Genomic DNA, 15,317 nt, shown 5'->3' with positions numbered 1-15,317 from the left:
GCATCGCGACCTCCTGGCCCGCTGCGCGGCGGCAGGACCCTGCCTAACCCTAAACGCCTAGCTCCCAACGGGCCGGCAAGCGGTTTAGTTCAGCGGATTTGCTGTTCAAGACGCCTTGTAGATGCGCCGTTTGGTTGAGCGGCTAAGGTTATCGGCAATGCGGAAGGGACGGATTGTGCCTCTCTGCTTCCCCGGCTTCGCTCTCCCGGCTGCGAGATGGGAGCAATTCGCAGGCTCACACGTTGGTATTCAACCCTGCGAGAGGACCTCATCATTGGACTCCAGCACCGACCTAGCCAAGTTACGCCGACATGTCCGCATTCTCGTGGACCTTGGCCGCTTAGCGGGCGAGGAAACTCCGCTCAGCCGCTTCCTCGATCAGGCCTGTGTGCAGGTAGCCCGGGCCGTTGAGATAGACCATACAAAGGTCCTTCGCTACCGCCCGCGCACCGCGGACCTGTTCATGGAGGCCGGCTTCGGGTGGAAGGAAGGTACTTTGCGGAACGCTGTTTTTCCGGCGGATCTGCGATCGCCGCCTGGCCGAACTTATCAAACAGCCGAGCCTTTGGTGATTGTCGATGGCGCGGCGGCCGAGCAGGATGGCGAATACGTCTTTTCCGATGTGCTGAAAGAGCACGGCATCAAGTCGCTGGCAAACGTGCCGATCCTCATCAAGGGCGCGGCTTGGGGCGTGCTGGAGGTGGATTCCTCGGTCACCCGCGACTTCAGCGAAGATACCGTCGACTTCATGACGGCTGCCGCCGCCCTCATTGCTTCAGCGATGCGGGGGCCCAATTTGGAGCGAAGCAAGGAAGCCACCGCTCCTCTAGTACAGGCGCAACAACAGGAGGTGCTGCTGCGGGAGATGCAGCACCGCGTAAAGAACAACTTTCAGCTCATCCTGGCCTCAATAGCCATCCAGAAGCGGCGCCTTGACAGGTCGGAAGTGCACCGGGCCTTGGAACACGTGGCTAACCGAGTTAATGCCATTTCGCTTGCTCATGACCAACTGGCACCGGGTCAGGACCTCCGAACGGTGGACGTCGCCGGCTATCTGAGGGCGCTGTGCGCTTCGCTTCAGGCGCAGGTGGAAATTGCAACGATCGAGATCGCGGCGGACGAGGTCGAGCTCTCGATTGAACGCGCGGTGCCGCTCGGTCTTATCTTGAATGAAGCCGCAATGAACTCAGTCAAGCATGCGTTCGGGGCCGAGGGCGGGCGAATCGTTGTCAAGCTTGAGTCCGGAATAGGCTACGGCGAGGCACGCCTGACTGTTGCCGACAATGGTCGAGGCATCCAGAATCCCCGACCTGGCGGGTCGGGACAGAAATTGATCCAGGCGCTCGCCCGGCAGATAGGTGGCAAGGTCGAGCAAGAGAGCTCCGCTACGGGCACGACAATCACCGTGATTTTCCCAGTCATTGCATAGAGCTCCCTCCTCTCGCGGTTTGCGTTGGCTCCCCAGCGCAGATCGATGAGGCGGCATCATCCAAATCGCAACGCGGGCTCAGGGCTCACGTACGTCGCCAACATCAACCAGAGACGCGCCTTTGCCGTTGGGCGTGCGCGACGGCGAACTGGATCAGTTGAGTTCCGTATCTCGGTCACTTGGAACAACCGCCTTCCAGGGAAGCCGCAGCAGCATGTTGCGCACTTTTCTAAACCGAGCGCACAAGCTTGAGCTCTGCAACGATCAAGCTGCGCAGAAAGGAGGCGGGCCGCCGATAGACCCGTAACGCGGCGCTGGGCTTCGGATTTCCATTCGGAGGATAAAGGCATCCGATAAGGATGCCGTTGACGGCTGCTTCGATGTAGCGGCTATGGCTGTCGTCAGGGTCGCCGGGAAGGCCGCGCCGCGTTTCGTGGATTTTGCCGACGCGGCTCAGGATCGCGACGCCGTTCCAGCTTTTTTGACCATGCCAGATCACGTTATAGCCGAGGTCGCGGATCGGCCCTTCCGGTAACTTGTCCTGCGGCGCCTTGAGTTCCTGAAGACAGGCAATGTCCGGCGCTGCCCGTTCCAGCCAGCGCAGCAGCACCGACAGCCGGCCGTTGACGCCGTTGACGTGGTAGATCCCGATCCTCATGGCTTCATGAGGTCCGACAGGAACTGATCGGCCCGGCCCCAGTCAGCGAGGGCCTTCGATGCGGCGCGCTTCTTCAACTCGGGCGCATCGCCGACATGGAAATGAGAGGGCGCATCGATTGTCTTCATCTCCGCCCAGGTGACAGGTGCTGCGACCGGGGCGCCCGGCCGCGACCTGGCGCTATAAGGCATGATTGCGGTGGCGCCGCGCTGGTTGCGCAGATAGTCGACCAAGATCCGTCCCTTACGTTTGGCCTTCGACAAGACGGCCGTGAAGTGGGCCGGGTCGTTCTGCGCGATCGCCTGAGTAAGCCGGGAGGCGAACGCCTTCACCTCAGGCCATTCAGCGCGCGGCGTGAGCGGCGCGATTACATGCACGCCCTTGCCGCCCCTCAGCATCGGGAAGCTGGTCAAGCCGATGGATTGCAGCATATCCCGGAACTGGAATGCGGCAGCGCGGACCGCCTCGAAATCCAGTCCCTCGTCGGGGTCGAGGTCGAATACAAGGCGGTCGGCCTTCTCGACGTCTTCGATGCGCGCTCCCCATCCATGGAACTCGATCGTTCCCATCTGGACACAGGTTAGAAGCCCCTCGGCATCGTCGACGTGACCGATCAGGAAACGTCTCGCGGCACGCTAGAACCGGTCACGCAAATCGGCCGCTTTGCGCCCCAAAGCGACCGTACAGATCGGCTTCGCCACTCCCTGGCAGCAGACTCGCCCCGTCGAATCCTCAATGTAGTCCAGCTTAAATCTTGTGCTGCCTCAGGCACTCAAAGGCCGTCCTCGGAGGCACATGGCCACACCGCTTTGAATCTGCCTTTCGAGGAACTCAGGCGTGGAATTCAGGTGAAATCGCAGGCGTGACCAGCTTGCCGCAATTAGGAAATCATCCGTTCAGAACCTCAACCGAGGTCAAAGATCGAGCAAAACGGTGCCTTGCGCGCGGCTGCAACAAGCCAGGACAAAGCCCGCTGACTTTTCTTCGGGCGTGAGTCCGCCGAGATCATGCATCGCGACTGCTCCAGAGAGCTTGGCTATCCGGCACGTACCGCAAACTCCCTGCTGGCAACCGGTGGGGACATAGACACCACAGTTGCGCGCCGCGTCCAGCAGGGTCTCTCCGGCCGCGCAGCGATGCTCCAATCCGGAACGGGCGAAATGGACCGAGGACGAAACGGCAGAGGCCACATCCCGAGCAGCACCGCCCAGACCTCCTCCGAAGCTCTCCTCATGATAACCCCGGGGGTCAACGCCTGCCTGGCCAAGACCGTCCCGCAGCGCCTTCATGTACTGTTCGGGGCCGCAGGCGTAGACCGTGCGATCACCAAGATCGGGTACGAGGCGCAGGAGCATGGGGCCGTCTATGCGGCCAGTCGGTCCTGCCCACGAGGGATCTGCCTTGGAACAGACGTATGTCACAGCCAGGTTGGGGAATCGGGCAGCGAGCGCATCGAGTTCCGACCTGAAGATGATATCGCGCGGCGACCGTGCGCTGTAGATGAGACGCAGGTCCAGATCGGATGCTCTGTCTGTCAAGGTTCGCAGCATCGATATTAGAGGCGTGATCCCGCTGCCGCCTGCAAGAAAGAGAGGCTTTTCGCCGGGCAAACCGTCGAGTTTGAACGAGCCCCGCGGGCCTTCAATGTTGATTTCGTCGCCAAAGCGCAGATTCTCGTGTAGCCAATTAGAAACGAGCCCGCCCGGTGTCCGCTTGACCGTGACGTGCAAGTCGAGCGGTCGTGTAGGTGGCGACGAAACGGAATAGGAGCGGGCCACCGCAGCGCCATCGATCGTGGGGTGAAGGACCACGTATTGCCCCGCATTGAAGCAGAACATGCGGTCTGAGGCAGCCGAGAACACAAAGGTCTTCACGTCGTGCGTCTCGTCGATGACCCCACGGCAGAGCATTGCCTGTAGCGATGCGTCGGCCCATTGCCGCTGCCGCATCGTCGCGAAAAAATCGGAAGCCGGAAACGAAGTGTGTGCGTTCATGTTTGGCTCTCAATGACGCGCAAACATGGCAGCCGGACGCTTTCCGGAACAGTGGTTCGAGCCCTGCTTTTTAATCGGGAATTTCGATCTACGTCTCGAGTGACATCACCGCCAGCTGCAGCGCACGAAGCCCTTTGCGGATGATCGGCTCATGCTTGCGCCGGGCAAGCATGGCCGTATGGACGGGCTGGTAGAGCGTCGGTGCGCCCTCGACCAGGAATGACGGGCACTCGGCCGTAAACCTGCGGGCATCGTCGTTGCGCATGTAACAACTCCCCCCAGTTCGCCGCAGCATCGCTTCCGCCAGGCTCTCGGATCCCATGGAAAGGCGCGAAATTGCGAGGGAGGGAATAAGCTCCGAATGGGATTTTTCGAGTACGACGGTATAGCCCGGCCGAATGTAGCTGTCAGGATTGACCTCCGATATCGTTCTCGCAAACGTCGAGACCATCACATATTCCTCGACCATGAGGTGCTCGTAGGAAATTTCGGGAAGATACCGCGGCGCATACAGCACCGCTATGTCGAGATTTCCCATGCTGAGATCCGTCACCATCTGATTGGAATAGTCGGATTCCACATGGATCGAGGCTTTGGGAAGCGCCTGACAGAGCGCCTCCACCCACCCAGGCAGCACTGAGCGCGTCATTCCAACCTGTGCGGCCACGCGCAGGGTTCCCTCGAACCGGTTGAATGCGCGCACATCATGGCGCGCCTGCGACCAGGTCGAAAGCATCGCCCGCGCGTAGGCTTCGAAACGTCGCCCCGCCGCAGTCGGCTCAGCGCCGGCGCGACCACGATGGAAAAGCTCCGACCCTACCGCGCTTTCGAGGCTTTTGATCCGAGTGCTGACCGTCGACTGAGTAATGTTCAGCCGGTCGGCGGTCCGGTTGAAGTTCCGCGATTCGATAATGTCGAGGAACGTCTCTATGTGGTCCAGCTGCACGCGTCGCCCCCTAATCGAAAAACTCGATCATTACCCAGGGATCATTGGCTTGATCTGACAATTGTCAAGGCGGAAGCTGTAGGAACTAATCGGCAGGTAAAGCCGCCGTCCGAAGAGGGAGCAAAAGCTAAAGTGTTTATCGTCGACTGCGATTGTCACAACTACTGGTCCAGCGCCACGGTATTGGAGCCCTATCTTTCGGGCATCTGGAAGGACATGTTCATTGAGGGCGAGAAGACCGGCCCCAGAGGATCCTTCCCACACGGCCATCGCCCCTGGTTTCATCCGCAGGATTTCTCCCGCAAGGATGTGCGACCCGAGAGCGAAGCCGACAACTACCGGATCATGAAGGAAAAACATCTCGACAAATACAATATCGGCGCGGCGATCCTGACCGGGGACGAGCCCATTGAGGCCTCAACGCTGGCAAATCCCTACTATGCTAGTGCGCTGGTCAGTGCCTACAATGATTATCAAATCGCGGAGTGGTTGCCGAAGGACAACCGCTTCATCGGTTCGATCATCATTGCGCCTCAGGATCCCAAGCTAGCGGCCGCGGAGATCCGTCGCCTAGGCAGCCATCCTCGCATGGTCCAGGTTCTAGCCTCCCAAGGCTCTGTGAAGCCGTACGGCGACCCCTTCTATCACCCGATCTACGAAGCGTGTGCGGAAATGGGATTGCCGTTCGCCATTCACCTCGGTGGGCATGGCGGCGTTAACTGGAACGCCGTGGCGCCTGCCCCCACGACGTTTTTTTGGGAAACGCACGCGATCCTGCACATGTCGGCGATTAGCCACGTCGCCAGCATGATTGCTCACGGTGTCTTCGAGAAATGGCCGGAACTTTATTTCGTGGTGATCGAATGCGGTGTCGCCTGGGTGCCGACAGTGCTGTGGCGCCTCGACGCCGATTACAAGGCGCTGCGAAAGGAAACGCCGTGGCTGAAGATGCTGCCCTCGGAGTACTGCCGGCGCAACATACGCTTCTCCACGCAGCCGCTGGAGCAGCCCCCCAACGTCCAGCATCTCTGGTCCATTCTGGAAGCGATGGACGGCGAGAACACACTGATGTTTGCGTCAGACTATCCGCATTGGGATTATGACGACGCCAACACGCTGCACATCCCGTCTTCCTGGAGGACGAAGGTGATGGGCCAGAATGCGCTCGACGTCTACAAGCGCATTCCTGCCATCCTAACCGCGAATGCTGCCTGACGGAGCAGAATATGGCCGAGAAAACCTACATCTGCCGCGTCGACGAGATTAAAGCCGGGACACCCTTCATTGCCAAGGTCCGCAGCCTTTCGGTGGGTGTGTTCCGCGTCGGAGAAACCTTCCATGCGCTGCTCAACATCTGTCCGCATCGCGGTGCGCCGCTCTGCGAGGGGCCGCAATGCGGGACTACCGCGCCGGTGGAGGAGGCGCGGTTCATCTATCATCGAGAAAACGAGATCGTGCGCTGCGCCTGGCATGGCTGGGAGTTCGACATCAAGACGGGTTCGGCGCTTGTCGACCCAACGGTCCGCGCGCGGACATTCCCCGTCATGGTCGAGGACGGCAACATCTATGTGACCGCATGAAGGCCATACGATCAGCAGTTCGAAGAGGTGAAAAGCAAGGGAAGAAGAGCTGACGGATCGACTGCACGACGAGGGTTTAAAAACAGCGCGGAAAATCCGCCAATGGGAGAACGAAAATGTCAGAATCTGAGTACAAACTTCGCATCGCGCAAAGTCTGGTCGGGCGTGGCAAGGTTTCCCGCCGCGACTTCATTCATCTAGGGGTGGCGGCGGGCCTGACCGTCGCCGCAGCCGATCAGATTTTCGTCACCACGGCCCGGGCACAACCGCAGCAAGGCGGCTTCGCCAAGCTCGGCATGGCGCACGGAGCGACCACGGATTCCATTGATCCGGCCGGCTATCCCGATACGTTCACGCAAACAGCTTTCTCGGGGGCCATGTCCAACAGCCTCACGGAGGTCGACGCCAAGGGTGGCATACAGCCGGACCTGGCCGAAAGCTTCGAATCTTCCAATGGCGCCAAGACATGGGTTTTCAAGCTGCGCAAGGGCGCCACCTTCCACAACGGCAAGACCGTGACGGCGGACGATGTCGTGACCTCGATGCGGTATCACATGGGTGCCGACACCAAGTCGGCAGCGAAGTCTCTGCTTGAACCTGTTTCCGATATTAAGGCCGACGGTCCCGAAACGGTCGTCTTTACGCTTCACAGCGGCAATGCCGATTTCCCCTACATCGTGAGCGACTACCATTTCGTCATCATGCCGAGCGTGGAGGGAAAAGCCGATTGGGCATCAGGAGCTCGAACCGGCGCATTTGTGCTTGAGAATTTCCAGCCGGGAGTTTCGGCCAAGCTCAAGCGCAACCCCAACTATTTCAAGAACGGCAAGCCTTACCTGGATGAGGTGGAATTCATCGCGATTACCGATTTGGCCGCACGCATGGCTGCGCTCTCGACCGGAGAAGTGGACTATATTGGACGCGCCGATCTAAAGACCCTCGGCATGTTGAAGCGCAATCCAAAAATCGAGATCATCGAGATCACCGGCTACGGCCACTATACTTTGCCGATGAACGTCACCATGGCGCCTTTCGACAATCCGGATGTGCGCATGGCAATGAAATGGGCGATCAACCGGCAGGAGATCGCCGACAAGATTTTCCTCGGCCATGCTACCGTTGCCAATGACGATCCAATCGCGCCGGCGATCAAGTTCTACAAAAACCCGCAGCCGCAACACAGTTTCGACCCCGAAAAGGCGCGCCACTATCTGAAGAAGGCGGGGATGGAAAAGCTGAAGGTCGACCTCTCCGTGGCAGATGCCGCTTTCGCGGGTGCGGTAGACGCGGCTGCGCTCATTCGCGAGACGGCCGCCCAGTGTGGCATAGACGTCAATGTGGTGCGCGAGGCTGAGGACGCCTATTGGGATAATGTCTGGCTCAAGAAGCCGTGGTGCGCTTCCTATTGGAGCGGTCGCGCGACCGCCGACTGGATGTTCACACAAGCCTTCGCAGCCGAATCCAGCTGGAACGAGTCGTTCTGGAAGAATCCCCGCTTCAACGAATTGCTCGTCAAAGCCCGAGCCGAGACGGATGAGGCCAAGCGCGCCGACATGTATGGCGAAATGCAGCAGCTGACCCATGATGATGGCGGCAGTATCGTGCTGGTATTCAACAATTTCGTCAGCGCCAAATCCAAGAAACTAGCCCATGGCGATGTGGCGCCGAATTGGGAAAATGACGGACTGAAGATGGCTGAGCGCTGGTGGACGGCCGAGGCATAGGGGTGCTTGCCAAGCGCGCCGCTCGCACCGCGGACGGCGCGCCCCTGGGAATACGCATGCGTGTGAATCCGGTCGCAAAAACGGTTCTGCAACGGTTAGGCTTCGGCCTGATCACGTTGTTCGTCGTTTCGATCATCATCTTTTCGGCGATCGCAATGCTGCCCGGCGACTTCGCCAAGGCGACGCTCGGTCAATCTGCTACCCCGGAAACGGTCGCGGCCCTTCAACACGAGATCGGCCTCGATCGCCCGCCAATCCAACGCTATTTCAGCTGGATCGGTAAGATGGCGCAGGGTGACTTTGGATCCTCCTTCGCCAGTCGAACCGGCTATCGGCGGACCGTCGCGGAAATCATTGCCCCTCGTCTCTACAATACCATGTTCCTGGCGGTAATGACCGCGCTCGTCGCGGTGCCGCTGGCATTGGGTTTGGGCATTCTTGCGGCCCTGTACCGCAACAGCTGGTTCGATCGGCTTGTAAACACGGTGACGCTTACGACGATTTCGTTCCCTGAATTCTTCGTCGCCTACATGCTCGCCTTTCTGATCATCTCGCGCGATACGTTTGCCGGCACGCAGTTCGCAGAGTCTTTACCCGTCTGGCTCGCGGTTTCAATCAACTGGACCCTGAACGTCGTACCGAAGTTCCCGACCCTGGCAAATATCAACGACCAGACGCCGTTCTGGGAGCACGTCTGGCGTGCAGCTATGCCGTCCATCACGCTAACACTCGTCATCGTCGCTCACATGATGCGAATGACGCGCGCGGCAATCATCAACATGCTTTCAAGCCCCTATATCGACATGGCTCGGTTGAAGGGAATGAGGCCAATGGTGATTGTGCTTCGGCACGCTTTGCCAAACGCCTGGGCCCCGATAGTGACGGTTGTCGCCTTCAATCTTGCCTATCTGATCGTCGGTGTCGTGGTTGTCGAGGTGGTGTTCGTTTACCCCGGCGTCGGCCAGCTGATGGTCGATGCCGTGAAATCGAGAGACGTGCCCGTCGTGCAGGCCTGCGCCCTTGTCTTCGCCGCCACCTACATTCTGCTCAACCTGATCGCCGACATTATTTCGATTGCAACCAACCCGAGGCTTTTGCACCCACGATGACAAGCGCAGAGCCCGTCATCCAGACCACCGGAGCGCCCAGGGTGAGGCGCACGCGCCGGTCTCGCATGAGGATAGCGCTGAAGAAGGCCCCGCTCAGTGCCTGGTTCGGTATGGGTGTAACCCTCTGCTACGTCCTGGTCGCCCTATTGGCGCCGCTGATTGCTCCGTATCGAGAAACGCAGGTATTTAGCGAGGCATTCGCGCCGTGGGGCCACGAGTTTATGTTCGGGACTGACCAGCTCGGTCGCGACATGCTTACTCGACTGATCTACGGGGCTCGCAACACGATCGGCATCGCCTTCGCCACAACAATCATATCCTTTGCAGCGGGGGTGACGCTCGGCCTTCTGGCTGCAATGTACCGGGGCTGGCCAGACCAGCTATTGTCACGTGCGGTGGACGTGTTGATGTCGATCCCAAGCCTGATTTTCGCACTGATGCTGCTCTCGATATTCGGCTCCTCGATCACCAGCCTCGTTTTGATCATAGCGCTGCTCGATTCAACGCGGGTGTTCCGCTTGGCGCGAGCCGTCGGGCTCAACGTAGTGGTGATGGAGTTTGTCGAGGTCGCGCAATTGCGCGGCGAAGGCCCCGCATGGATATTGCGCAAGGAAATCCTGCCCAATATTCTGCCGCCGCTCATCGCGGAATTTGGTCTGCGATTTTGTTTTGTGTTTCTGACCATTGCAGCACTGTCGTTCCTGGGCGTCGGCATACAGCCGCCATCGGCTGATTGGGGGTCGATGGTGCGGGAAAACGCAACGCTAATCACCTATGGCGATGTCACGCCGCTTCTACCGGCGGGGGCCATTGCCCTCCTCACGGTAGCGGTGAATTTCGTCGTCGATTGGTTTTTGCATTCGACCAGCGGACTGCGTGATGAAAAATAACAGTGGCATCGCGCGCGAAAAAGGGACAGATCTTCTCCAGGTCAGGGACCTCCATGTTGAAGGCTTTTCCGATGAGCGCTGGCATCCGATCGTGCGCGGCGTGGATCTCTCGCTTAAACGCGGAGAAGTGCTCGGACTGATCGGTGAATCCGGCGCCGGGAAGTCGACTATCGGCCTTGCGGCAATGGGGTATACCAAGCCGGGATGCCGTATTACCCAAGGCTCGGTGCTGTTCGACGGCGTCGATCTTTTGTCAATGACCGAAGCCCGCCGGCGGCGGCTGCGGGGCTCCCGCATTGCTTACGTGGCGCAAAGCGCGGCCGCCTGGTTCAACCCGGCTCACCGGCTCCTCGATCAGACCGTGGAAACGGCAGTTGCGCACGGGATCGCCAGCCGAGACAAGGCCAATTCCGATGCTATTGACCTTTATCGACGCCTCCAGCTTCCAGAACCCGAGAGCATAGGCTTCCGGTATCCGCATCAGGTATCCGGTGGCCAGTTGCAGCGAGCCATGACTGCCATGGCTATGGCTTGCCGACCCGACCTGATCGTGTTCGATGAACCTACCACTGCGCTCGATGTGACGACGCAAGTCGAAGTCCTGGCCTCGATCCGCAGGATTGTTGAAGATTTCAACACGGCAGCGATCTACGTGACGCACGATCTGGCAGTGGTGGCGCAGATGGCGGACCGGATCATGGTTCTGCGCCATGGACAAACCGTCGAAGAAGCCGACACGCGGCAGATGCTCACGGCCCCTGCCCAGGAATACACTCGCACGCTCTGGGCCGTGCGCAAGCTCGCCAAGCCGGAGGTTCAGACCCACGATCACATTCTGTCGATCGACAATGTCACCGCCGCCTATGCCGGAAGGGTTAAGGTGCTGGTTGACGTGTCCATCAAGGTTCCGCGTGGCCGAACCGTGGCAGTGGTGGGCGAATCGGGGTCCGGGAAATCGACGCTAGCCCGTGTTGTTACGGGCTTGCTGCCTGCCATGTCCGGGTCGATCTCATTTGATGCCAAGCCGCTTCCATTGTCCCTGAAGGAACGCTCGAAAGACCTGCTGCGGCGCATCCAAATGATCTATCAGTCGCCGGACAGCGCGCTTAACCCTCGCCAGACTGTCGAGGAGATAATCGCGCGTCCGCTCGAATTCTATTTAGGTTTAAAAGGCCAGCAGCGCGACCGGCGGATCGCTGAACTCATGCACATGATCGAGATGGACGAAAGTTTCCTCGACAGGCTGCCCGGAGAATTGTCCGGGGGGCAGAAGCAGCGAATCTGCCTAGCCCGCGCGCTGGCTGCAAATCCGGAGCTCATCATCTGTGACGAGGTCACCTCGGCACTGGATCAGATTGTACAGGAAGAGATGTTGACGCTGCTGATGCGCCTGCAGCGCGAACTCGGCGTCAGCTACATCTTCATCACCCACGATATCGCAACGGTAAGAGCGATCGCTGACGAGGTTGTGGTCATGCATCAGGGGAAGGTAGTGGAGCAGGGCTTAAAAACCGAGATACTGACGCCGCCCCACGCAGCCTACACCGAACTGCTTCTTTCGTCCGTGCCGGAGATGGATCCGGACTGGCTCACGACTTTGCTGGCCAGACGGAAGAACCAAGGCATCGCAAGTGCGGCTGGTTGAACAGCCCTGCCAACCGGGACGACGAAGTGCCCGCCATGGCCGCTCGCCTCCGCATTGCCGATCTTGAAGCGATCGATGCTGCTCCGGTAGCTTTCGTCCACTTCTTTGACGGGCCGAGCATGGTTGCCCGCTGCCTCACGGTGGCGGGCTTTCTTTCAGGTAACTTTGTCGACCAGCGGCGTCTTTCTTTTCGGCGGCACATGAGTGGTCACCAGCCTGACCGTATTCGCATCCACCGTCACCGGAACACCGAGACTGACCGTCACCTTACCTTCATCGACACGGGTGACATCGCCTATCAATTCGATCGGCTGGCCGTGTTTCACCTTTGACGTCCGGTCCACGATCGAATGTGGCTGCCCGTAGGAGGGGATCGACACGCTCACCAGATCCTCAGTTACCCGCCTGCGCACGGTTGCAGTGATGGCGACCTCGTCGCCAACTTTGATGCTGCCCTTCGCCATTTCATAATTCTGGCGCGGACGGCTGCTTAGTCAAGCTTCTTCTAATATACGTAAAAATCGTCCGGAACCGTGGTCCCGTGACACGTTGGATATGCGAGTGGTCGATTCTCCGTCAGGGATGCAGCCGCCCCAGGAACAAAGCCCGTCGCTTACGCTCATTAGCCGCGACGGGCTTTCTATTCCGGCAACGAACACATGTTAAAGCGCGTCAACGCAAAGCAGCGTAGCATTCGGCTCCCTGCCCACCCAGAAATATGGTCCCGGCCTGTTAGCCCATATCCCCGCCCCCGACAGGCCGGGCTTCCTTATGGATGGTCCCACCCCCCAAACCAGCGGATGAACTCTTGTCCCTCAAACGGATAATGAACCTTTTACCGGGCCTTGCTAAAATCGGCCCATGGCTCGCTTCTTCTTCGACCTATCTCATGGCGGTGATGTCTACCACGATGCACGTGGAGACACCTTCAAAGGCTTTGCGCAAGCCAAGGCAACGGCACTCGACCTCCTACGAAGGTTCCCGGCCGGTGATCGCGATCTAACCTGCACGATCCGCGACGGATTCGGGCGCTCGGTTGCAAACGTTAGCATCAAATCGGGTATTTCGGGCCGGGAAGCGCTCGGACCCCCGTCCTCATTGCAGGCGCTGTCGAAGGCCTTGCCATTCCTCGCAGGCAGCTGAAACCACTCCCTGGCCACTAACCCGATAGCCCGCCGCTGGTGTGCCCCCACACCTGGCGGCGGACTAAGGGTGGCCGGCGCCTCTTTTTTGAGATTGCCTAAGCGTGCGCCGGCCTGGCGAACCGTGGTCCGCCGCATATGCAAAGTAGCTAAAGCATCTGCGATCGACATGGTGTGATCGCGGAAGCTTGGGAGGCTTGACGGCGGCGGCTTCAATAAGTGATGATTAATATACGGTAAATGGTCGATCCTTCAGGGGTGTAGCCAATTGCTGGAGCCCGCTGTTGGACCCCCGGCAGCGGGCTTTGCATTTTAGAGGCTGTTAATACGTGCGCGTAGCCCCTCAAGGCTGGCCATTCCCTCAACAGCCCGTCGCCTAGCGTGAAGCGCGGCCGACATCACCCTTCAAAGGGAGGAATGATCTTTGCTCCGGCCTCTTGCCACCGATGATCTCCGATCGCCATATCTCACTCGGATGGGGCGACCTCTCTGGAGATCGCCGTGGGCAAAGAATACCCCTTGGTTGAAGATACGCTGGGCAAGAAGCCTGAAGGCCGGCACAGGCCTGTCGGTGAGCTGCCTAACGTGCAAACGCATGGCCGTGCTCGACATGGCCGAGATGGTGAAGCGCCTCGGCCCGGATCACCCCTCCATGCACTGGGGATTGATTAAGGTGGTCTATTGCACCGAATGCCGCGGCGCCGGCCGGGATGATCGCAATCTGCAGTTCACCAATCATGCGGTGACGCCGGACAAGCGGCGCCGCTGATGGAGGCGGCGGATGGCGGGGGGAGGCCAGCAAAACGTCCGGCGCCAGATAGATGCAGTTATGCTAATATGAGGCTTCTCGCACGTTCACTCGTGTGACAAACCTGGGAGGATGCAATCATGGAGATTTCATCGCGATCAAACGGCCGATCAATGCTCATTGTGCTCGGGCTCACTATTGCGGCAGCCCTTATATCTGGAGGCGTGGCCTTCGCTGTCGAGGGTCAGGAGGGCGTAAAGACCACCCCCGTTCTAACGACCGATAGCACGGACCTGAAGTGGCAGGACATTGACGACCTGCCGCCTGGCGCCAAGGTCGCTATCCTGGCGCAATCCGGTAACTGGAGTGTGGCACGCGTGAAGTTCCCGCCCCATTACGTCGTCCCGCCGCACAGCCATCCTAATGCGGAGGCCGTGTGGCTGATCAGCGGTCAGGTCGGGTTCGGCTTCGGGGATAAGCTCGACAAGACCGGCCCGTGGCTCAAGCCGGGAGCCTTTTTCGCGCTACAGCCTGGCGGCATGCACTACGTGTGGACCGGAGACGAAGGGGCGATCATTGACGTTCAGGTCAGTGCCCCTGGCGGCATCACGTTCGCCAACCCGGCGGATGCTCCGAAGAAGAAGTAAGAAGCCCTTGTCCCCGGGGGCTCGGCTTGGTCTGGCGGAGGCCAGCACGGAGCCGGGCCTGCCCGGAGCGACACAGAACCAAGGATGCGGGGGCGGCCTTGCTGATAAGTCTCGACTTATGCAAATATCCGCGCGTTTAGATCGAGGTCGACGGCGGCGGTATGGCGCTTCTCACCCGTCAGACCGGCCGATCGGCGCTTCGGCGCTGTAGGGTGCGGCGACGCGGAATGCGCGCTAGTGGCTGGTAGAAGGGCGGCCCGGCAGCCAACGTATCTTCGGGGGAGTGGTAAGCCGCCGGGCCTAGGGGGACACCTAGGACGGGGAGCACCCGTCCCAGAAGCTCCAGCATGATCCCGACGGCGGCAGTTGGCAATTGCATAGCGGTTTATGCGGCTGGCGGGCTCGTAGCCGCCACCATTCCTGCCCACCTTCCGCAGCCTGACGCAAGCGCCGGCGCTATTCTAAATCTTGTCGCTTCCGTATTGACGAAATGAGATCATCGACGCGACCCGCTGAAGTGATCGGTGCGTATCGTCGAACTGATCGAGCGTCGAGTCGATTGCTGTAAATCCGCCTTAGCAAGTCGCGGGCAGTCTTGGCGCGCTCCCATGTGCGGCCGACGAGTTTGTATCCTCCCAAGGTCGCGGGCTCATCGGTAACGTCGTCCCAGACGGTCCATGTGCCAGACGGCTCGGGATGACAGCAAAATCTAGGTTGGCGATCTTCCATGGCCTCAAAACGGCCAGCAATCCTATTGAGTTCGATCGAATATGCGAAGGTGGTTAACCGCCGCGCCGCGTCTGCT

Annotated in this window: 14 protein-coding genes and 2 pseudogenes; 10 read left to right on the top strand and 6 right to left on the bottom strand. The window is 59.6% G+C overall.

Annotation, left to right across the window (positions count from 1 at the left end; translation table 11 throughout):
* Nucleotides 1-274 precede the first annotated feature (274 nt).
* Nucleotides 275-1,429 carry a histidine kinase dimerization/phosphoacceptor domain -containing protein gene (locus CK219_RS28485; protein WP_245340641.1) on the top strand — a complete coding sequence of 385 codons (1,155 nt, stop codon included), beginning with the start codon at nt 275-277 and terminating at the stop codon, nt 1,427-1,429.
* 316 nt (nt 1,430-1,745) lie between these two features.
* On the opposite strand, the pseudogene CK219_RS28480 reads toward CK219_RS28485, so the two are convergent.
* The 4 genes and pseudogenes from CK219_RS28480 to CK219_RS28465 all read right to left on the bottom strand — a co-directional run.
* Nucleotides 1,746-2,087: pseudogene (locus tag CK219_RS28480) on the bottom strand (endonuclease/exonuclease/phosphatase family protein); the annotation flags it as partial.
* Entirely contained in the window at nt 2,084-2,701 is a 618-nt protein-coding gene (locus CK219_RS28475) for a DNA primase small subunit domain-containing protein (protein WP_348628356.1), read from the bottom strand. The pseudogene CK219_RS28480 and the gene CK219_RS28475, both read right to left, overlap by 4 nt.
* 300 nt (nt 2,702-3,001) lie before the next feature.
* Nucleotides 3,002-4,081 carry a hybrid-cluster NAD(P)-dependent oxidoreductase gene (locus CK219_RS28470; protein WP_095769891.1) on the bottom strand — a complete coding sequence of 360 codons (1,080 nt, stop codon included), beginning with the start codon at nt 4,079-4,081 and terminating at the stop codon, nt 3,002-3,004.
* Nucleotides 4,082-4,169: 88 nt separating this feature from the next.
* Nucleotides 4,170-5,027, bottom strand: a complete 858-nt coding sequence (locus CK219_RS28465) for a LysR family transcriptional regulator (RefSeq protein WP_095769890.1) — start codon at nt 5,025-5,027, stop codon at nt 4,170-4,172.
* 132 nt (nt 5,028-5,159) lie between these two features.
* On the opposite strand from CK219_RS28465, the gene CK219_RS28460 reads away from it, so the two are divergent.
* From CK219_RS28460 to CK219_RS28435, 6 genes are all read left to right on the top strand, one after another.
* Nucleotides 5,160-6,242 (top strand): amidohydrolase family protein, encoded by a 1,083-nt coding sequence (locus tag CK219_RS28460; RefSeq protein WP_095769889.1) that lies wholly within the window; start codon nt 5,160-5,162, stop codon nt 6,240-6,242.
* Between the two features lie 11 nt (nt 6,243-6,253).
* Nucleotides 6,254-6,607, top strand: a complete 354-nt coding sequence (locus CK219_RS28455; protein ID WP_095769888.1) for a Rieske (2Fe-2S) protein — start codon at nt 6,254-6,256, stop codon at nt 6,605-6,607.
* A 116-nt stretch (nt 6,608-6,723) separates the two neighbouring features.
* Nucleotides 6,724-8,331 (top strand): ABC transporter substrate-binding protein, encoded by a 1,608-nt coding sequence (locus CK219_RS28450; RefSeq protein ID WP_095769887.1) that lies wholly within the window; start codon nt 6,724-6,726, stop codon nt 8,329-8,331.
* A gap of 62 nt (nt 8,332-8,393) precedes the next feature.
* Nucleotides 8,394-9,440 (top strand): ABC transporter permease, encoded by a 1,047-nt coding sequence (locus CK219_RS28445; RefSeq protein WP_095769931.1) that lies wholly within the window; start codon nt 8,394-8,396, stop codon nt 9,438-9,440.
* A 65-nt stretch (nt 9,441-9,505) separates the two neighbouring features.
* Nucleotides 9,506-10,330 (top strand): ABC transporter permease, encoded by an 825-nt coding sequence (locus CK219_RS28440; protein ID WP_245340640.1) that lies wholly within the window; start codon nt 9,506-9,508, stop codon nt 10,328-10,330.
* Nucleotides 10,320-11,975 (top strand): ABC transporter ATP-binding protein, encoded by a 1,656-nt coding sequence (locus CK219_RS28435; RefSeq protein ID WP_095769885.1) that lies wholly within the window; start codon nt 10,320-10,322, stop codon nt 11,973-11,975. The genes CK219_RS28440 and CK219_RS28435 overlap by 11 nt, the downstream gene beginning before the upstream one ends.
* Before the next feature lie 155 nt (nt 11,976-12,130).
* Here CK219_RS28435 and CK219_RS28430 read toward each other — a convergent pair whose 3' ends face one another.
* Entirely contained in the window at nt 12,131-12,439 is a 309-nt protein-coding gene (locus tag CK219_RS28430) for a hypothetical protein (RefSeq protein WP_095769884.1), read from the bottom strand.
* 397 nt (nt 12,440-12,836) lie between these two features.
* Here CK219_RS28430 and CK219_RS28425 point away from each other — a divergent pair, with 397 nt between their 5' ends.
* From CK219_RS28425 to CK219_RS28420, 3 genes are all read left to right on the top strand, one after another.
* Nucleotides 12,837-13,118: a hypothetical protein gene (locus tag CK219_RS28425; protein WP_095769883.1), complete on the top strand. Its 282-nt coding sequence runs from the start codon at nt 12,837-12,839 to the stop codon at nt 13,116-13,118.
* A 594-nt stretch (nt 13,119-13,712) separates the two neighbouring features.
* A complete protein-coding gene (locus CK219_RS31870) occupies nt 13,713-13,886 on the top strand; it encodes a hypothetical protein (RefSeq protein ID WP_176477178.1) in 174 nt (57 codons plus the stop codon).
* A gap of 119 nt (nt 13,887-14,005) precedes the next feature.
* On the top strand, nt 14,006-14,512 hold the full coding sequence (locus tag CK219_RS28420) for a cupin domain-containing protein (protein ID WP_141245422.1): 507 nt from the start codon (nt 14,006-14,008) through the stop codon (nt 14,510-14,512).
* 456 nt (nt 14,513-14,968) lie between these two features.
* Here CK219_RS28420 and CK219_RS32005 read toward each other — a convergent pair.
* Nucleotides 14,969-15,317, bottom strand: a pseudogene (locus tag CK219_RS32005) (hypothetical protein); the annotation flags it as partial.

Source organism: Mesorhizobium sp. WSM4313 (genome assembly GCF_002294725.1).
Classification (GTDB): domain Bacteria; phylum Pseudomonadota; class Alphaproteobacteria; order Rhizobiales; family Rhizobiaceae; genus Mesorhizobium.
This window is presented reverse-complemented; position numbering and strand designations above follow the sequence as displayed.